The 17,390-nt window shown below is 64.0% G+C and carries 17 protein-coding genes; 4 read left to right on the top strand and 13 right to left on the bottom strand.

Features of this window, described 5'->3' with window-relative positions; all coding sequences use genetic code 11:
- Positions 1-20 precede the first annotated feature (20 nt).
- Positions 21-791 carry an AraC family transcriptional regulator gene (locus tag QMY55_RS01970; protein WP_283488862.1) on the top strand — a complete coding sequence of 257 codons (771 nt, stop codon included), beginning with the start codon at positions 21-23 and terminating at the stop codon, positions 789-791.
- A gap of 187 nt (positions 792-978) precedes the next feature.
- Here the strand turns inward: QMY55_RS01970 and QMY55_RS01965 are convergent, their stop codons facing one another.
- From QMY55_RS01965 to QMY55_RS01940, 6 genes are all read right to left on the bottom strand, one after another.
- Positions 979-1,305: a hypothetical protein gene (locus QMY55_RS01965; protein WP_283487041.1), complete on the bottom strand. Its 327-nt coding sequence runs from the start codon at positions 1,303-1,305 to the stop codon at positions 979-981.
- A 273-nt stretch (positions 1,306-1,578) separates the two neighbouring features.
- The gene (locus tag QMY55_RS01960; protein WP_283487040.1) at positions 1,579-2,529 is read right to left on the bottom strand and encodes an AEC family transporter; all 951 of its coding nucleotides are present in this window, start codon (positions 2,527-2,529) and stop codon (positions 1,579-1,581) included.
- 181 nt (positions 2,530-2,710) lie between these two features.
- Positions 2,711-3,070, bottom strand: a complete 360-nt coding sequence (locus QMY55_RS01955) for a hypothetical protein (RefSeq protein ID WP_283487039.1) — start codon at positions 3,068-3,070, stop codon at positions 2,711-2,713.
- 84 nt (positions 3,071-3,154) lie between these two features.
- Complete coding sequence (locus tag QMY55_RS01950) at positions 3,155-3,553, bottom strand: roadblock/LC7 domain-containing protein (RefSeq protein ID WP_283487038.1); 399 nt, start codon at positions 3,551-3,553, stop codon at positions 3,155-3,157.
- Positions 3,550-4,116 carry a GTP-binding protein gene (locus QMY55_RS01945; protein ID WP_283487037.1) on the bottom strand — a complete coding sequence of 189 codons (567 nt, stop codon included), beginning with the start codon at positions 4,114-4,116 and terminating at the stop codon, positions 3,550-3,552. The genes QMY55_RS01950 and QMY55_RS01945 overlap by 4 nt, the downstream gene beginning before the upstream one ends.
- A complete protein-coding gene (locus QMY55_RS01940) occupies positions 4,113-4,847 on the bottom strand; it encodes a hypothetical protein (RefSeq protein WP_283487036.1) in 735 nt (244 codons plus the stop codon). Before QMY55_RS01940 ends, QMY55_RS01945 begins: the two co-directional genes overlap by 4 nt.
- Positions 4,848-5,132: 285 nt before the next feature.
- Between QMY55_RS01940 and QMY55_RS01935 the strand changes: the two genes are divergently transcribed.
- The 3 genes from QMY55_RS01935 to QMY55_RS01925 all read left to right on the top strand — a co-directional run bounded on the left by QMY55_RS01935 (position 5,133) and on the right by QMY55_RS01925 (position 8,969).
- The gene (locus tag QMY55_RS01935; RefSeq protein WP_283487035.1) at positions 5,133-7,205 is read left to right on the top strand and encodes an ATP-dependent helicase; all 2,073 of its coding nucleotides are present in this window, start codon (positions 5,133-5,135) and stop codon (positions 7,203-7,205) included.
- Between the two features lie 114 nt (positions 7,206-7,319).
- A complete protein-coding gene (locus tag QMY55_RS01930) occupies positions 7,320-7,640 on the top strand; it encodes a hypothetical protein (protein WP_283487034.1) in 321 nt (106 codons plus the stop codon).
- 111 nt (positions 7,641-7,751) lie between these two features.
- Positions 7,752-8,969: a phospholipase A gene (locus tag QMY55_RS01925; protein ID WP_283487033.1), complete on the top strand. Its 1,218-nt coding sequence runs from the start codon at positions 7,752-7,754 to the stop codon at positions 8,967-8,969.
- A gap of 233 nt (positions 8,970-9,202) precedes the next feature.
- Here QMY55_RS01925 and QMY55_RS01920 read toward each other — a convergent pair whose 3' ends face one another.
- The 7 genes from QMY55_RS01920 to QMY55_RS01890 all read right to left on the bottom strand — a co-directional run bounded on the left by QMY55_RS01920 (position 9,203) and on the right by QMY55_RS01890 (position 17,370).
- Entirely contained in the window at positions 9,203-9,595 is a 393-nt protein-coding gene (locus QMY55_RS01920; RefSeq protein ID WP_283487032.1) for a RidA family protein, read from the bottom strand.
- Positions 9,596-9,619: 24 nt separating this feature from the next.
- On the bottom strand, positions 9,620-10,081 hold the full coding sequence (locus QMY55_RS01915) for an acyl-CoA thioesterase (protein ID WP_283487031.1): 462 nt from the start codon (positions 10,079-10,081) through the stop codon (positions 9,620-9,622).
- A gap of 76 nt (positions 10,082-10,157) precedes the next feature.
- Positions 10,158-11,792 carry a benzoate-CoA ligase family protein gene (locus tag QMY55_RS01910; RefSeq protein WP_283487030.1) on the bottom strand — a complete coding sequence of 545 codons (1,635 nt, stop codon included), beginning with the start codon at positions 11,790-11,792 and terminating at the stop codon, positions 10,158-10,160.
- A gap of 11 nt (positions 11,793-11,803) precedes the next feature.
- Positions 11,804-12,976, bottom strand: coding sequence for an acyl-CoA dehydrogenase family protein (locus QMY55_RS01905; protein ID WP_283487029.1), 1,173 nt, complete (start codon positions 12,974-12,976; stop codon positions 11,804-11,806).
- A 161-nt stretch (positions 12,977-13,137) separates the two neighbouring features.
- Complete coding sequence (locus QMY55_RS01900) at positions 13,138-13,992, bottom strand: enoyl-CoA hydratase family protein (RefSeq protein WP_283487028.1); 855 nt, start codon at positions 13,990-13,992, stop codon at positions 13,138-13,140.
- A gap of 150 nt (positions 13,993-14,142) precedes the next feature.
- Entirely contained in the window at positions 14,143-14,910 is a 768-nt protein-coding gene (locus QMY55_RS01895; RefSeq protein WP_283487027.1) for an SDR family NAD(P)-dependent oxidoreductase, read from the bottom strand.
- Between the two features lie 135 nt (positions 14,911-15,045).
- Positions 15,046-17,370, bottom strand: a complete 2,325-nt coding sequence (locus tag QMY55_RS01890; protein ID WP_283487026.1) for a bifunctional salicylyl-CoA 5-hydroxylase/oxidoreductase — start codon at positions 17,368-17,370, stop codon at positions 15,046-15,048.
- Between the last annotated feature and the right edge of the window lie 20 nt (positions 17,371-17,390).

The following is a 17,390-nucleotide window of genomic DNA, read 5'->3' as shown; positions in this document are numbered from 1 at the left end:
TCACGCTTTGCAGTCTCGCTGTGCGCAACCAATCACTGAACTCACTCGATGCCACACCGCGCGCCGTTGTGGCCATTGGCACCGACTATGCGCCTGGCACCGTTCTGGACACCCATAGCCACCGCCGCGCACAGTTTCTCTATGGTGCAACCGGATTGATGGAGGTCGGTTCCGACGACGGCGCCTGGGTGATACCGCCACACTGTGGGGTGTGGATTCCAGCAGGCAAGCCGCACAGGGTGAAGATGGTGGGAGTCAACACACGAAGCCTCTACATCGAGCCTGACGAGGTACCAAGAAGCCAATCGCATTGCGAGGTGCTGGCCGTGTCCCCCTTGCTGCGGCAGCTGCTGATCGAAGCTATCGACTTGCCAGCGTTGTATGACGAGCGCGGTCGCGATGGTGCGCTGATGTCGCTCTTGCTGCTCGAGGTCGGTCGCGCAGCAGCATTGCCATTCTTTGCGCCTGTGCCTCGAGATGAACGACTGGCGACTTTATGCATGGCTTTTCTTCACCAGCCCGACATGCGCTTGTCGCCACTGGCCTGGGCACAGCAGTTGCACCAGAGTGAACGCAGCTTCAGCCGGTTCTTTCGCGCGCAAACCGGAATGTCATTTGCAGAGTGGAGAAGCCAGGCCTGTCTTCTTTATGCGATGGCCAGACTGGGAGCCGGTGACCCGGTGACAACGGTGGCGCTGCAACTGGGCTATGACAGCCCTGGCGCCTTCTCCACCATGTTTCGCAAGAAGCTCGGGAGCAAGCCATCAAACTTCATGGCGACATCGTGGTAACCCGGGCTGATGGCCATATGGCTGATTCGCTGCTGATGAATGACTGCCGTCAACCGCCGGTTTGTGCAGATCAGCTTCGTGCTTCGGCGGCTCTGTGACAGTCGAAGAGCGTCCAGGAGCGGCCCCCAGCCGCGATCCCGGGACATCTTCCAGGCACCTGAGTCAAGTGCCGACGCCTGGACTTACGTCAATCATCGTCATCCTCACGCCAGCCTCGATGATGGTGTCGTTCCCATCGGTTCCAACGTCGGCCATCTTCGCGCCAGCGCCAATCCGGAACAGCTTCTGGCGGCGGCGCCACGATCAAGGGTCGAGGGGCATAGACCGGCCGCGGCAGGTATTGAACCGGTGGCGGCCCGTATTGAACGGGCGGTGACGCGTAGTAGTACGACGGGGAAGGTGCGGCCACGTAAGGAGCCGGAGCACCATAGCCTATACCCACATAGACCTCTGCATGACCTGGCACCGAAGCCAAGGCAAGGGCGGCAAACAGCGAGAGTGACGTGTAATTCATCAAGTGACTTTCAGGGCTATGGCACTCGCCATGCTTAGTCTCTTTAACGAGGAATTTTTTGGGGCGTTGACTCGGTGTTTGTAACTTGAAGAAAGATGCTGCCTGCCGTTTCGATGGCCTTGAACATCATCGGCAGTCGTTGAACCTCGGTGGCTACCGGGCTTTCGTTTTGAGCCCTTGGCAGCCTTTAGGGAACCCGGCGCAGCTCAGAGAATAGCCATCAAAACAGCGGTTTTCGCTTACTGAGAAAGCGCAAGCCGCTATTATTTTTTATCAAGTCATCAGCGCCACGGTGGCGGAGAAGCTCAGGAAAGCCAGACTGGTCGAGACCAGAATGATGCGGGCCACGCGGCCGCTGTGGGCGCCGTAGCGCTCGGTCAGCAGCGAGACATTGCTGGCCGATGGCAGCGCGGCCAGCAGCACCAGCACGACCAGAGTATCGTGCTGCAACGGCATGCCCAGTGCAATCGCCGCCATGCCCGCAGCCCAGACCAGCAGCGGGTGGATGATGAGTTTTGCCAGTGCAATCGGCACATAGTCCACAGCAGCCACGCGCTCATGGCTATTCATCTGCGAGCGCGCCAGCACCGCGCCTATGGTGAACAGTGCGACGGGCGATGCGGCCCCTGCCAGCATGGCCACGGTTTTGTCCACCGGGCCTGGCAATACCCAGCCCATGGCCGAGGCCAGACCGCCCAGCAAGATGGACCAGGGCATGGGGTTGGAGGCCATGCCCCTGAGCGAGTTGCGCACCGCCGGCCAGATGCCCTGCCCGCCCGCCAGATCCAGGCGCGACAGCGCAATGCAGGCCGAGGTGGTGACAACCATGTCTATGGCCATGGTCACGATCACCGGCCCAGCACTTTGCGCGCCCAGCAGGGCGGCCAGCATGGGCACGCCCATGAAGCCGGTGTTGGGGAAGGCGGCAACCAGTGCACCGAATGCCGCGTCGTTCCAGCCCAGGCGCTTGCGTGTCAACAGCACGGTCGCGCCCACCATCAGCGCCGCACAGCACAGATAGACCAGGGTGACGTTGATATCGAGCAACTGGTGAATCGGCGTCTGCGCGCCGAAGCGGTACAGCATGCAGGGCAAGGCAAAGTACAGCACAAAAGCGTTGAGCCCCGGAATGGCGGCCTGCGGCAGCACGCCGCGCCAGGTCGCCAAGAAGCCGCAGGCCACCAGCGCAAAAAAGGGAAAGGTGATGAGAAGAACAGACAGCACCGGCAAATTGTGAACGGTGCTTGCTCATTTCGGCCCGGTGGGCACCTGAAATTATCTGCAGACAGACCTCGCGCCGCACGAGGTCCAGGCCATCTGCTCGGCTCAAGCACATCCCCACAGGACGCAGCAAACAACAAAGCCTGCACAAGGCAGGCTTGGGGCTGGCAAAGGGCTCAGGCACTCAGAGCTTGAGCTCCTTTTCCACATCCATGGTCTTGCGGCGGGCCAGGGCCAGGTTGGAACGACTCTTGTCCAGCACCAGGTAGAAGAACACACCCTCGTTGGCGGCCACCGGGCGGATGATGTGATATTGCTTGCCCAGCGTGATCAGGATGTCATCAATCTGGTCGTTCAGGTTCAGCATACGCATGGTCTTGAGCTTGGCCCGCACCACTTCGGTATTGCCCGCCGCAGCCAGCTCCATGTCCACGCCGCCGCCGGCGCCCCCCATCAGCATGCCGCTGGTGCTGTCCACCAAGGCTGCACAGATGGCGCCTTCCACGGCCATCAAAGCGTTCAGGGAATCTTGAATAGAGGCCATAAATCCACCTTTCAGAAATGCGAACCCAGGAACCCGTACGCACAATGCGCACACTTTGAAACTCAGAACGAGCGCAACCACCTGTCAGGGCATGAACCCGGTTGCGACCTCACCCGCCGCCCAGAGTGCGCGGCCCAGCAAGGCGTTCTGATCCACAACCAGGCACAGCACGGCCGGAAACTGGCCGCCCACTGCCTGGAACACCACCGTGCCCGACTCCGTTTCGAAAGTCAGGCGCTTGCAGTCCTTGTGACCGATTTCATTGGCCACGGCCTTGGCCATGGCCATGAGCGAACCCGCCATGGCGGACAGGCGCTCGGTTGGCAGTTCGCTGCGAATGCGCAGCGCCGTGATCTCAAAGCCATCGGGCGTGCACAGCAGTGCGATGCGCACCCCCTCCACAGGGGACACGGCACGCAGGAGAATGTCGCGCCCGGCCTGAACGACTTCGGCAGGAATGACAGGAGAGGTATGGGTCTTCATAAAGTCTGACTTTGCAAGGACAGCAGCGAGGCCAGCACCCCCAGGGCATCGAGCATTTGCTGACGATCACGCGGATCGGCCTGAACAACGGGAACAATGGCATGTCCGCGGGACATCAGCGCCGTGCTGAACGCCTCCAGCCGCGCTTCGCTGGCAGGGCGGCAGCTCAGGATGATGAGCAGCGGCGCAGTCTCCAGCTCGGCCAGGCCGGTCAGCATCTCGCTGGCATAGTCCAGCGCATCGCCGTCGTTGACGTCGATCATGAGCAGCACACCTACCGAAGCCGACAGCACCCAGCGCCGCACGAAGTCAAAGCGGTCCTGGCCGGGGCTGCCCACCAGTTGCAGGCGCTCGCCCGATCCCAGGTCGATCTCGCCAAACTCGGCGCCCACCGTGGTGAACTCCTTGGCATGAGCGGCCTTGTCCAGATTGGGGACATCGCTGCCCGCCATGAGCTGGCCGCACAGACTGTGCAACGCCGTGGTCTTGCCTATGCCCATGGGGCCGAGCAGACTGACCCGCAGCAGGCCCTGCCCGGGCTGCCTGGGGATGAAAGATGTCATGAGCGCCCTCCACGCGTGATCCAGCCTGTCAGCTTCTGTACCCACTGCCGGGTGATCGATGCGGCCGCAGCTGTAGTTGTATCTGTCGTTCCCTGAGGCCTGGATACCTCGACGGCTTGCAGACTGCAGCGCAATGCAGCCTGCACCTGTGGCAGAGACAACAGGGCAACGAGCTGCGGCAACTCCACACCCGAGTGTTCGCTCAACGATTGCACGGCAATCGGACCACGGGAAAGCAGGGCCAATGCGCGCAGGTTCTGGGCCGTGTTGGCAGCCCCGGGCAACACCACCCAGGACTTGAGCTGAAAGCGGTGCGGGCAGCCCATCCCCCGCTCCTGCAGATCCGACATGGCGCGCTGCAAGGTCAGGGGCGCGGCTTTCATCTGGCGAGCCTTCCAGTCCATGAGGAATACGGCCGCGCGATCGAGCATGTCGATGAGGTCGGACAGCGTGAACTCCACATCCAGATGCGCGGCCCAGCCCTGGGATGAACGTCCCAGCGGCTGCATGGAGGCATCACCACCCACATAAACCACACAGGGGAAGGCCTTGTCGTCCTGCATCGGCATGGCACCGTCCAGGATCAGCACCTCGGCGGCTTCGCTGGGCACCTGGGTCCAGGCAGAAAGCGATTTGCGCGACGCCACGGCAAACAGCGCATCGAAACGCTGCTGTACTGCCGGCGTCCACAACTGCGCCGCCCAGTTGACCTCACCAATGGTCTTCGCCATGCAAACCGCCCTGCTTGTTCTTCATCGTTGGAATCATTGCTGCAGCGAAACAATAGCAACAAGGTTTTCACATCTCAGCCGCAAATTGCCACGAAAAAACAATTTTTGACACCAATATTCACACCTTATTACAAAATTATCCAGTGCTGTGCTGACCCGAAAGGCGGGAACAGGCCTAGGCCCACCCCTTTTCTTTGTCAGTTGTGATGGCGAGCCTCGGGCCTTCGGATGCCAAAGCGGTATCCTCCGAGACCTTGTTTCAAGGATGAAGGGTCAATCTGTTCCATGTCTGCTGGTCTCAATCTCGCTCAGCTCCAGGCCGTGCATTACACCGAAGGCCCCTGCCTTGTGCTGGCTGGTGCGGGCTCGGGCAAGACCCGGGTGATCACGCACAAGATCGGGCGGCTGATTGAAAACGGCCTGGCCCCGCGCCGCATTGCGGCCATCACCTTTACCAACAAGGCCGCCGCCGAAATGCGCGAGCGCGCCGCCGGGCTGATCGGCCGCCAGGCCAAGGAGGTGCTGATCTGCACCTTTCACTCGCTTGGCGTGCGCATGGTGCGCGAGGACGGTCATGTGCTGGGCCTCAAGCCCCAGTTCAGCATCCTGGACCAGGATGACGTCACGGGCATCCTCAAGGACTGCGCGGGCGGCACCACCGATGTGGCCACGGCCCGCCAGTGGCAATGGACCATCAGCGGCTGGAAGAACAACGGCTGGGACAGCCGCAAGGCCCTGGCCATGGCCCAGGACGACAACGAGCGCAGCATCGCCCTCATCATGCAGCGCTACGAGGAGCGGCTGACGGCCTACCAGAGCGTGGACTTCGACGACCTCATCGGCATGCCCATGCGCCTGCTCAAGAACCACCTGGAGGTGCGCGAGAAATGGCAGCGCCTGCTGGGCCATGTGCTGGTGGACGAATACCAGGACACCAATGCCACGCAGTACGAGCTGCTGAAGATGCTGGTGGGCAGCAGAGGCCATTTCACGGCCGTGGGTGACGACGACCAGTCGATCTACGGCTGGCGCGGCGCCACGCTGGACAACCTCAAGAAGCTGCCCGTCGATTTTCCGCAGCTCAACATCATCAAGCTGGAGCAGAACTACCGCTCCACCAGCGCCATCCTGCGCGCGGCCAACAACGTCATCGGCCCCAACCCCAAGCTGTTTCCCAAGACCCTGTTCTCGGAGCTGGGCGAGGGCGAACCCGTGCGCATCGTGGACTGCGATACCGAGGAGCACGAGGCCGAACGCGCGGCCGCACGCATCCAGGGCCTGCGCGCCAGCATGAACCCGCAGCCGGCCTGGAAGGACATGGCCATCCTCTACCGCGCCAACCACCAGGCCAAGCCCTTCGAGAAGGCGCTGCGCAAGCTCAACATCCCCTACAAGGTCTCGGGCGGCACCAGCTTCTTCGACCGTGCGGAAATCAAGGACCTGTGCGCCTGGTTCCGGCTCTGGATCAACAACGACGACGACCCGGCCTTTCTGCGCGCCATCACCACGCCGCGCCGCGGCATTGGCCACACCACGCTGGGCAAGCTCGGCGAGTTTTCGGGCGCGCACAAGCTGTCCATGTTCGGCTCGCTGTTCAATGCCATGCTGGAAGACGCCCTGCCCAAAAAAGCCTTCGAAGGTCTGCTGGAGTTTGGCCGCAGCATCAACGATCTGGAATACCGCGCCCGCCATACCTTGGGGGCAGAGGCCTCGCGAGCCTTTCTGATGGACTGGCTCAAGGAAATCGGCTACGAACAGTATCTCTACGACAGCGAGGACAGCGAATCCGTGGCCGCCGCGCGCTGGAGCAATGTGCTGGAGTTCTGCGACTGGATGGCCCAGCGCGCGGGCGGCCAGATCGAGGATGCGGCGGGCACGACCACCCAGACCGAGGTCAAGAGCCTGCTCGAGGTCTCGCAGAACATCGCCCTGCTCTCCACCATCAGCGAGCGCGAGAAGGAGCAGGACATGGTCGTGCTCTCCACGCTGCACGCATCCAAGGGTCTGGAGTGGCCCCATGTCATGCTGGTGGGCGTGACCGAGGGCATGCTGCCCTTCAAGCTCGACGATGACGACGGCCGCCAGCAAAAGGTCAGCGACGAAACCGCGGCCCGCCTGCAGGAAGAGCGCCGCCTGATGTACGTGGGCATCACCCGCGCCCAGCGCACACTGGCCGTGAGCTGGACCAAGCGCCGCAAGAAAGGCCGGGAAATGGTCGCCTGCCAGCCCAGCCGCTTCATCAAGGAGATGGGCCTGGACGCCGCCACCGCCAAGGAAGACCCGCGCGAGAAGCTGCGCAAGCTGCGGGAGGAATTCGCTGCACGCAAGACCCAGCCAGGCCCCGGTGCACCCAACTGAGCACAGCCCATGATCTTTAGAATTCTTGTTTTCATAGCTGCAAGCGCTTATCTATCAAGCGCTACAGCGCAAAATCAACCCGATTCAGAGAGCACCTGCCCACCGGGCTGGGAAATGACCGACAAGCAGTTGCAGGGAGAGTGGAGAGGTTCCATTCCCAGCCTGAACGACTCGGTGCACTTGGTGCTGGGCCCGCACCCCGAATGGAAGGGAACCGTCAAAGGCACGATAGAGCGCGACGGCTCCACCCACCCCATGGTCGGCGACCTCAACAATGGAGTCGTCACGCTGGAGGAAAGTGCAGATGGGACCCGCATTACCGGAACCTGGCTGGGCGAAGTCATCCCCTCCAGCTGTGGCCGGGAAATTCGCGGCAACTTTCAGGCATCCGAAGAGGCTCCTGCCCAGGAGTTCATGCTCCGCAAGCAGCCTTGAGTCTCTCCGTCGCCAGCCCATCCATACAGGACTTGCGCAAACAAGCCGGGCCGCCGCGGATGTATCAAGACAGTTTCCTTTAGCAACGCAAGTCATGCATATCATTCATCCATGCCCGCTTCCTTGCCTACCTTGCCGCTGAAACCGCTGCCTCTGGCCCTTGCTTCAGCCCTCACACTCGGCAGCCTGACGGCCATGGCACCGGCCAAGGCAGCTGAGCCTGAGCTGCCGCCGCCTGCGCAAGGCTGGCGCCAGTGCGCAGCCACCACCGACAACCAGGCACGCCTGGCCTGCTTCGACGCTTGGGCCCAGCATGAGCAGCCGCTCACGGCTCCGCCCGGCGCCAACTGGAGCCTGCCCGACACCAATGCCGCAAGCGCCGTCAACACCCCTGCAGCAGCGCCCGAGCCGACACCCGTGGTCGCAGCCGACGACAACCAGGGTCTGGTCCTGCCCGCCACACCGACCAACGGCGGCTGCCGCGACCCGCGCTACAGCGAGATCTCGCGCTACTACGAGCTCGAGCCCGGCTCTGACTGCGGCACTTTCAGCTTCCGCGGCTACCGACCGATGTCGATATCCACCGTGTTCGGCAGCCGTGTCGACACCCAGCCCTATTCGCCCAGCCGCGGCTCGCCTGAGCCCGAGGGCTACCAGAAGCATGAGATGCGCATCCAGCTGTCGGCGCGCACCAAGCTGGCTTCTGGCCTGCTGACCGGGCCGACCTCGGGCGGCAAGGACTCGCTGTGGTTCGGCTATACCCAGCAGTCGTATTGGCAGCTGTTCAACGGCGCCATCTCGCGCCCTTTCCGCACCACGGACCACGAGCCCGAGGTGTTCTATGTCTACCCCACCGACGCGCAGCTGCCCTTTGGCTGGCGCTGGCGCTATTCGGGCGTGGGCCTGGTGCACCAGTCCAACGGCCAAAGCAATCCGCTGTCGCGCAGCTGGAACCGCTGGTATCTGATGACCGGTGCCGAACTGGGCAACCGCTGGCAGTTGCACCTCAAGGCCTGGAAGCGCATCAGCGAAAGCGCGCCCGACGACGACAACCCGCATATCCAGGACTACATAGGCCGCGGCGAAGTCAAGCTGGGCTGGAATGTCAACGAGCAGAACTACCTGGGCTTCACGGCCCGCGGCTCGCTGGGCCAGGGCAGGGGCTCGGGCCGCATCGAATGGCTGCGCACCCTGGGCGAGGGCTGGAACGGCGGCAAGAGCAATCTGCGCCTGCATGTCCAGCTGTTCAGCGGCTACGGTGACAGCCTGGTGGACTACAACTACAAGCGCACGGTGCTAAGCGTGGGCTTTAGCCTGCTGGATTTTTAGGCCCCCCTGAGGCGCTGCACGCCTTCCCCAAGGGGGACGATAGCTTCGGTGCGGGGCGGCCCTTCCTCGCTGTCCCTTGCTTGGGCCGCGCCAGTTTTGTAGATGGCGCCTACCAAAGGTTGCTGCTCAGGATTCGTATTTGATAGCTGGTTGCGCTTGGTATTGATGAGTTTCAAGGTATCCCATCTTGAAAACCCAATCAAATCAAGCGCTAGCAGCTATTTAAAACATAGTCATTCCGGCACCACGGCTGTCACTTCGATCTCGACCTTGGCGCGATCCTCGATCAAGGCCGCCACCTGCACGGCCGTCATGGCCACACTGAACGAGCCGATCAGCTCGCGGTAGACCTTGCCGATCTCGGCCTGGCGCGCCAGGTACTCCTTCTTGTCGGTGATGTACCAGGTCATGCGCACGATGTGCTCGGGCCCGGCGCCGCCTTCCTTGAGCACGTCCACGATGTTCTGCATGGCCTGGCGTACCTGCTCCACGAGGTCGTCGGAGTGAAACACGCCCTCGGCATCCCAGCCTATCATGCCGGCCACATAGATCTGGCGGCCGCTGACGGACACACCGTTGGCATAGCCCTTGGGGCGGGGCCAGCCCGAAGGCAGCAGTACTTGCATCGTCATTCCTTTCTAAAAACCAAATCAGTTTCCGCGCGGCGGCTCGGCGAGCTCATGCATCCAGCGCTCCATCGCGGCGCGTATATGGACGGGTATGACGATCGCCTTGTGGCTTTGCAGGTCGGTGAACACCAGCACCTTGGTGGCGGCCACGCGCAGCTCGCCGTCCGCGCCGCGGCAATCCACCGCCAGCGTCAGCGAGCGATGGCCCAGCTTGGCCACACTCAGGCCGAAGTCCACGTTCTCGCCCATGCGGGTGATGGCGCGGAAGTCGCACTCCAGATGCACTATGGGCAGGCCTATGCGTTCGGTCTGCACCATGTGCGCATAAGGCAGTTGCAGGGCCTGATTGAACCAGTCCTCCACCAGTCCGTTGAACAACACCAGGTACTGGGGAAAGAAGATGATGCCCGCCGGATCACAATGCGCAAACCGGATGGGAACCTGCGTCACAAAGCGCTTGCCTGCCACGGCCTCGTTAGTCATCGCCTTCACCTGTTTCAATCAAATCGACCTGCAGCGCTTGATGGAAAAGCGCCAACAGCTCCTGCAAAAATAGCATTCATTGTCCATGCAGCCTGAAGCGCTGCAGCTTGCCCGTGGCCGTGCGCGGCAGCTGGTCCACAAACTGCACGGCACGCGGATATTTGTAGGGGGCGACGGTGCTCTTCACGAAATCCTGCAGCTCCCTGACCATGGCATCGCCCGCCGCATGGCCCGCACTCAGCACGACAAAGGCCTTGACGATCTGGCCGCGCTCCGCGTCGGCCACGCCTATCACCGCGCATTCGGCCACGGCCGCATGCTGCATCAAGGCCTCCTCGACCTCGGGCGCCGCGATGTTGTAGCCGGCCGAGATGATCATGTCGTCGGTGCGCGCCTGGTAGACGAAATAGCCGTCTGCGTCCATCAGATAGGCATCGCCGGTGAGGTTCCAGCCCTGGCTCACATATTTGCTCTGGCGGCTGTCGTTGAGATAGCGGCAGCCCGTGGGGCCTTGCACGGCCAGCTTGCCCACCGTGCCCGGCGGCAGCTCGCGGCCCTCGTCGTCCACCACCTTGGCCCGGTAGCCGGGCACGGCTTTGCCCGTGGCGCCGGGACGCGCCTCCTCCTCGCGGTGCGAGATGAAGATGTGCAGCATCTCGGTCGAGCCTATGCCGTCGATGATCTCTATGCCCGTGGCGTCCTTCCAGAGCGCGCGCGTGGAGGCCGTCAGCGCCTCGCCTGCCGACACGCATTTGCGCAGCCGGGTCTTGCGCAGGCGCTCGCCCTGCTGGGCCATGACGCGGTAGGAGGTGGGCGCCGTGAACACCACGGTTGCGCCGAAGCGCTCCATGCCGTCCACCAGCTGGTTGGGTCCGGCCTTTTCCAGCAGCGCCATGGAGGCGCCTATGGACATGGGAAACAGCACCTGCCCGCCCAGGCCGAAGGTAAAGGCCACCGGCGGGCTGCCTATGAACACATCGTCGGCTTCGGCGCGCAGCACATGTGGCGGCCAGCAGGCGCAGACGGCCATCACATCGCGGTGGAAATGCATGGTGGCCTTGGGCACGCCCGTGGTGCCCGAGGTGAAGCCCAGCAGACAGGTGTCGGTGGCCGCCGTGTCCACCGTCTGAAACTGGCCCGATGCCTGGGCCATCAAGGGCTCCAGCGCGTCGGCGGCATTGGTGGCATTGGCGACGTCTGCGCGGCCGTTGAAGAAGCGCAGGGTCTTGAGCGTGGCGGATTTCTGCTGTGCGCCCTCCACCTCGGCCCGCAGTGCCTCGTCGCACAGCGCGTGGCTGATCTGGGCGATGTCGGCGATGGTGGACAGCTCCTTGGCGCGCAGCAGCGGCATGGCCGCCACGACAATGCCACCGGCCTTGATGACGCCGAACCAGCAGGCCACCATCATGGGATTGTTGGGCGCGCACAGCAGCACGCGGTTGCCCGGCACCAGGCCCAGTTGCCGGGTCAGCACATGGGCGATGCGGTTGGCCTTGTCCTGCAGTTCGGCGTAGGTCCAGCGCAGGCCTTCTGCCTGTATGCACAGCCTGTCGCCACGCCCTTCTTCCACATGGCGGTCCAGCAGCTCGGCCGCGCAATTCAGGCGCTCGGGAAACTGCAGCTCGGGCAGTTCGAACACGTACTCGGGCTGCAGTTCGGCGGGCGGCAGGTTATCAAAAGCAAAGGTGTCGATATGGGCGGTATAGGACATGGCTGGCTCTCCTAGACGCTCTTGAGCAGTTCGCGCGCGATGATGAGCTGCTGCACCTCGGTCGCGCCCTCGTAGATGCGCAGCGCGCGAATCTCGCGGTACAGGCGCTCCACGGGCTGTTCGCTGACCACGCCCAGCCCGCCCCAGATCTGCACGGCGGCGTCTATGACCTGCTGGGCGTTCTCGGTGGCCGTCATCTTGGCCATGGCGGCCTCACGCGTCACGTTCTCGCCCTGGTCGCGCTGCCAGGCGGCGCGGTAGGTTAGCAGGGCCGCGCTGTCGATCTGCGTGGCCATCTGCGCGAGCTTGGCCTGGGTCAGCTGGAAGTCCGCCAGCACCCCCTGAAACATCTTGCGCGTGGTGGCACGCTTGAGCGCCTCGTCGAGCGCACGCCGCGCAAAGCCCAGGGCCGCTGCGGCCACAGAGGTACGGAACACGTCCAGCGTACGCATGGCCACCTTGAAACCCTCGCCGGCCGCACCCACGCGCTGCGTCACTGGCACGCGGCAATGGGTGAACTTGAGCCGCGCCAGCGGGTGCGGCGCGATCACATTGATGCGCTCGGCGATCTCAAAGCCTGGCGTTTCGGCATCGACGATCAGCGCCGAGATGCCGCGCGAGCCTGGCGCCTCGCCCGTGCGCACAAAGACCACGTAAAAATCGGCAATGCCTCCGTTGGAGATCCAGGTCTTCTCGCCGTTGATCACATAGTGGTCGCCCTCACCATCACGTTCAAGCCTGGCCTCGCAGGCCATGGCCGCCACATCGGAGCCCGCCTCGGGCTCGGACAGCGCAAAGGCCGAGATCGCCTCGCCCGCCGCCACCTTGCCGAGGTAGCGCTGCTTCTGCCCGGGCGTGCCGGCCAGGCTGATGGCTCCCGAGCCCAGGCCCTGCATGGCAAAGGCGAAGTCGGCCAGGCCGCTGTGGCGGGCCAGGGTTTCGCGGATCAGGCAGATGGAGCGCGTGTCGATCTCCTCGCCAGCGCCGCCGAACTCGGCACCGGCCACCGCATGGCGCAGCCAGCCGCCCGCCCCCAGGGCCTTGACCAGTTGCCGGCACTCGGCATCCACATCGGGGCCGTGATCGTGGGCGATATGCTGCGCTGCCCAGGCGTCGAGCTGCTGCGCCAGCTGCGCATGGCGGGCTTCAAAGAACGGCCATTTCAGATAATTCTCATCTGCCATTTCAAGTCTCCGTAATACCAAGCATCACTCAATGATTCGCCAAACCGGCACGGCCCAAGCCTGGGACGCCAAGCAAGGGCCGCCCCGCAGCGAGGGCGTCGTCCCCCTCCCGCGAAGCGAGAGAGGGGGAAGCCGTGCCGCGGCTCAGGGGGAGCTTCATTTCAGTTCCCCTTGAACTCAGGTTTTTGCTTGGCGACAAACGCGTGATAAGCGCGCCCGTAGTCCTGGGTCAGCATGCACAGGGCCTGGGCCTGGGCTTCGGCCTCTATGGCCTGCTCCACGGTCATGGCCCATTCCTGGTGCAGCATGGTCTTGGTGATGCCGTTGGCGAACGTGGGGCCGGCCGCTAGGTCCGCCGCGAGCTTGCGCGCCTCATCCAGCACGGCCTCGGGATCGCACAGGCGGTTGAAGAAGCCCCAGCGCTCGCCCTCTTCCCCGCCCAGGCTGCGGCCCGTGTAGAGCAGCTCGCTGGCGCGGCCCTGCCCGATGATGCGCGGCAGGATGGCGCAGGCCCCCATGTCGCAGCCCGCCAGGCCCACGCGGTTGAAAAGAAAAGCCGTCTTGCTGCGCGCCGTGCCCAGGCGCATGTCCGAGGCCATGGCCATGATGGCGCCGGCCCCCGCGCAGACGCCGTCCACGGCCGCGATGATGGGCTGGGGGCAGGCGCGCATGGTCTTGACCAGCTCGCCCGTCATGCGTGTGAACATCAGCAGCTCGGGCGCCTTGAGCTGCACCAGCGGACCGATGATTTCATGCACGTCGCCGCCCGAGCAGAAGTTGCCGCCCGCGCCCACCAGTACCACGGCCTTCACGTCCTGTGCCCATTTGAGCCTGTGGAACAGGTCACGCAGCTCGGCGTAGGAGTCGAAGGTCAGCGGGTTCTTGCGCTCGGGCCGATTGAGCGTGATCGTGGCCACGCCGTCCGTCACCTGCCACAGGAAATGCCGGGCCTCGTAGCCGGCCAGATACTGATGGTTGCCCGCCACCAGCGCGGGATCGATTGCGTATTCACTCATCTTGGTCTCGCTCTCCATTGAATAAGTCATCCAAGGCACTGTCTCTCAAGCCACCCCAGCCCAAGCCAGTGGCGCCGAGCAAGGGCCGCTCCGCTGCGAAGGCGCCGTCCCCCTTCCAGGGGGAAGCCGCGTAGCGGCTCAGGGGGTGCATCACACTTCGCCGCCGGCTACGGCTATGGCCTGGCCGGTAATCGCCCCCGCGCCCGGACCGCAGAGCCACAGCACGGCATCGGCAACTTCCTGCGGCTGGACCAGCCGGCCCTGCGGGTTGCCCTTGACGAATTCGGCCATGGCCTGCTCGGGCGTACGGCCGGTCTTGGCCACCACGCGCGCAATGCTCTCGCGCACGATCTCGGTTTCGGTATAGCCGGGGCAGACGGCGTTGACTGTGACGCCCTTGCTCGCCAGCTCCAGCGCCAGCGCGCGCGTCAGGCCCACCACACCATGCTTGGCCGCGCAATAGGCCGCCACATAGGGATAGCCTTTGAGCCCCGCGGTGCTGGCCACGTTGACGATGCGCCCGCGACCGCGCTCCACCATGACGGGCAGCACCTGCTGTATGCACAGCATGGTTCCCGTGAGGTTGACGGCCAGCATGTTCTGCCACAGCGCCGCGTCCATTTTCAGAAACGGCGCGCTCTGTGCCTGGCCCGCGTTGTTGACCAGAATATCGATAGCACCCAGCGCAGATGCAGCCTGCGCAAAAGCGGTTTTGACCTGGGATTCATCGGCCACATCGGCAAGTTCCATGTGGCATAGGCCGGGGAACTCGTCCACCAGCTGTTGCAGCGTCCCGGCCCTGCGCCCCAGCACCGTGACCCTGGCACCGCGCGCCAGCAGCTGGCGTGCGATGGCCTCGCCTATGCCCTGGCCGGCGCCGGTCACCAGCGCATGTTGATCATTCAAATCGCGCGTCATCGAGTTCTCCATAGCGCATGAAACTGGCGCGCTCCAAGCCAGAGATACCGAGCAAGAGCCGCCTCGCAGCGAAGGTATCGTCCCCCTCCCGCGAAGCGAGAGAGGGGGAAGGCGCGAAGCGACTCAGGGGGTGTTTCATTTCAAGGCCTTTTCACGCTCGAACAAAGTTTCCATCTGGCGCTTGCCCTGGAAATATTGCTTGGGCCAGACAATGGGCGTGTAGCCAATCTTGGCCGCTTCGGTCAGCGTCCAGGCCGGATTGGCCAGATGCGGCCGCGCCACGGCGCACAGGTCGGCGCGGCCGGCCGCAATGATGGAGTTGGCGTGGTCGGCCTCGCTGATCGCACCCACGGCCATGGTGGCAATGCCGGCCTCCTGGCGCACGCGGTCGGCGAACGGCGTCTGGAACATGCGGCCGTAGACCGGCTTTTCCTGCTTGCTGACCTGGCCCGACGAGCAGTCGATCAGGTCCGCTCCCGCGGCCTTGAAGGCCTTGGCGATCTGCACCGCATCGTCCGGCGTGATGCCGCCCGGCACCCAGTCATGGGCCGAGATGCGCACGGACATGGGCTTGTCCTCGGGCCAGGCGGCGCGCACGGCCCGGAACACTTCCAGCGGGTAGCGCAGGCGGTTTTCCAGGCTGCCGCCGTATTCGTCGTCGCGGTGGTTGGTCAGCGGCGAGATAAAGGCCGACAGCAGGTAGCCGTGGGCGCAGTGCAGCTCCAGCCAGTCGGCGCCGATGTCGGCTGCCATCTGCGCGCCGTGCACGAACTGGGCCTTGACTTCGTTCATGTCGGCGCGCGTCATCTGCCTGGAGATCTGGCTCACGCCCTCCAGGTATTGCTGGGGCGAGGCCGAGATGATGGGCCAGTTGCCCTCCTCCAGCGGCAGGTCGGTGCCCTCCCAGGCCACGCGCGTCGAGGCCTTGGCGCCCGCATGGCCGATCTGCATGGCGAACTTGGCGTCGGTGTGAGCATGGATCCAGTCGGCGATGCGCTTCCAAGCCGCCTTCTGCGCCTCGCTGTAGGTGCCCGGGCAGCCCGGGGTGATGCGGCCCTCGGGGCTCACGCAGGCCATCTCGGCAAACACCAGGCCCGCACCGCCCAGGGCGCGCGCGCCCAGATGCACCAGGTGATAGTCGCCGGGCACGCCGTCCACGGCCGAGTACTGGGCCATGGGCGAGACCACGATGCGGTTCTTGAGCGTGAGGCCGCGCAGCCGGTAGGGCAGGAACATGGGCGGCGGCGCCTTGCCCTCGACCTGCACGCCATTCTTCTGCGCCAGCCACTGCTCGTAACCGCCCAGCCAGCCCGCATCGCGCAGGCGCAGGTTCTCGTGGCTGATGCGCTGGCTGCGCGTAAGCATGGAGTACATGAACTGCTCCGGCTCCAGATGGTCGCAGTAGCGCTGGCCGCAGACCTCGAACCACTCCATGGCGTTCCAGGCCGCGTTCTGGATGCGCAGCGTCTCCACGCGGCGCGCCTCCTGATAGGCTGCCAGCACCTCGGGGATATGCTCGCGCCCATCGCCCGACACATTGCCCAGCAGCTTGAACTGGCGCGCCAGCTCGATCGCATCCTCGATGGCCAGCTTGGTGCCCGAGCCAATCGCGAAATGCGCCGTGTGCACGGCATCACCCATCAGCACCACATGGCTGCCCTTGGCGTTCCTGAGCCACCATTGCTCGCAGACCACGCGCTGGAAGTTGATCCACGCCGAGCCCCGCAGGTGGCGCGCATTGGTCATGAGCTTCTCGCCCTGCAGGTTGTCCGCGAAGATCCTTTCGCAGAAGTCTATGGACTGCTGCTGGTCGGCCTGGTCCAGTCCGCTGGCCTTCCAGGTGTCCTCGGTGGTCTCGACGATGAAGGTCGAGGTCTTGTCGTCGAACTTGTAGATGTGGGCCTGGAACCAGCCGTGCTCGGTGCGCACGAAGTCGAAGGTGAAGGCCTCGTAGACCTTGTTCGTGCCCAGCCAGATGAAGCGGTTGGGACGCGTGACAATGTCGGGCCTGAAGGTGTCGGCGTACTTGGTGCGGATGCGCGAGTTCACGCCGTCGCTGGCAATGACCAGGTCGGCATCCACATAGTCCTCGTCGGACTGTACCTCGGTCTCGAACACCAGCTTCACGCCGAGCTGCTCGCAGCGCGCCTGCAGGATGTTGAGCAGGTGCTTGCGGCCTATGCCCACGAAGCCGTGGCCGCCCGAGCGGATCCGGCGGCCCTTGAACAGCAGCTCGATGTCGTCCCAGTGGTTGAAGGCCTCCTCGATCTGCGCGGCCGTCACCGGGTCCCACTCGCGCATATTGTCCATGGTCGCATCGGAGAACACCACGCCCCAGCCAAAGGTGTCGTAGGGCTTGTTGCGCTCCACGACGGTGACATCGTGCGCCGCGTTCAGCTGCTTCATCAGCAGCGCGAAATACAGACCGGCGGGGCCGCCACCTATGCAGACGATTTTCATCTCGGAGATCCAGTTCTGGC

It is taken from the genome of Comamonas resistens, assembly GCF_030064165.1.
GTDB classification, from domain to species: domain Bacteria; phylum Pseudomonadota; class Gammaproteobacteria; order Burkholderiales; family Burkholderiaceae_C; genus Comamonas; species Comamonas resistens.
This window is presented reverse-complemented; position numbering and strand designations above follow the sequence as displayed.

Bases quoted from the DNA above. Each gene is read 5' to 3' on its own strand.
- QMY55_RS01965 (WP_283487041.1), bottom strand. From the start codon at position 1,305: ATGAATTACACGTCACTCTCGCTGTTTGCCGCCCTTGCCTTGGCTTCG.
- QMY55_RS01955 (WP_283487039.1), bottom strand. From the start codon at position 3,070: ATGGCCTCTATTCAAGATTCCCTGAACGCTTTGATGGCCGTGGAAGGC.
- QMY55_RS01950 (WP_283487038.1), bottom strand. From the start codon at position 3,553: ATGAAGACCCATACCTCTCCTGTCATTCCTGCCGAAGTCGTTCAGGCC.
- QMY55_RS01945 (WP_283487037.1), bottom strand. From the start codon at position 4,116: ATGACATCTTTCATCCCCAGGCAGCCCGGGCAGGGCCTGCTGCGGGTC.
- QMY55_RS01940 (WP_283487036.1), bottom strand. From the start codon at position 4,847: ATGGCGAAGACCATTGGTGAGGTCAACTGGGCGGCGCAGTTGTGGACG.
- QMY55_RS01935 (WP_283487035.1), top strand. From the start codon at position 5,133: ATGTCTGCTGGTCTCAATCTCGCTCAGCTCCAGGCCGTGCATTACACC.
- QMY55_RS01930 (WP_283487034.1), top strand. From the start codon at position 7,320: ATGACCGACAAGCAGTTGCAGGGAGAGTGGAGAGGTTCCATTCCCAGC.
- QMY55_RS01925 (WP_283487033.1), top strand. From the start codon at position 7,752: ATGCCCGCTTCCTTGCCTACCTTGCCGCTGAAACCGCTGCCTCTGGCC.
- QMY55_RS01920 (WP_283487032.1), bottom strand. From the start codon at position 9,595: ATGCAAGTACTGCTGCCTTCGGGCTGGCCCCGCCCCAAGGGCTATGCC.
- QMY55_RS01915 (WP_283487031.1), bottom strand. From the start codon at position 10,081: ATGACTAACGAGGCCGTGGCAGGCAAGCGCTTTGTGACGCAGGTTCCC.
- QMY55_RS01910 (WP_283487030.1), bottom strand. From the start codon at position 11,792: ATGTCCTATACCGCCCATATCGACACCTTTGCTTTTGATAACCTGCCG.
- QMY55_RS01905 (WP_283487029.1), bottom strand. From the start codon at position 12,976: ATGGCAGATGAGAATTATCTGAAATGGCCGTTCTTTGAAGCCCGCCAT.
- QMY55_RS01900 (WP_283487028.1), bottom strand. From the start codon at position 13,992: ATGAGTGAATACGCAATCGATCCCGCGCTGGTGGCGGGCAACCATCAG.
- QMY55_RS01895 (WP_283487027.1), bottom strand. From the start codon at position 14,910: ATGACGCGCGATTTGAATGATCAACATGCGCTGGTGACCGGCGCCGGC.
- QMY55_RS01890 (WP_283487026.1), bottom strand. From the start codon at position 17,370: ATGAAAATCGTCTGCATAGGTGGCGGCCCCGCCGGTCTGTATTTCGCG.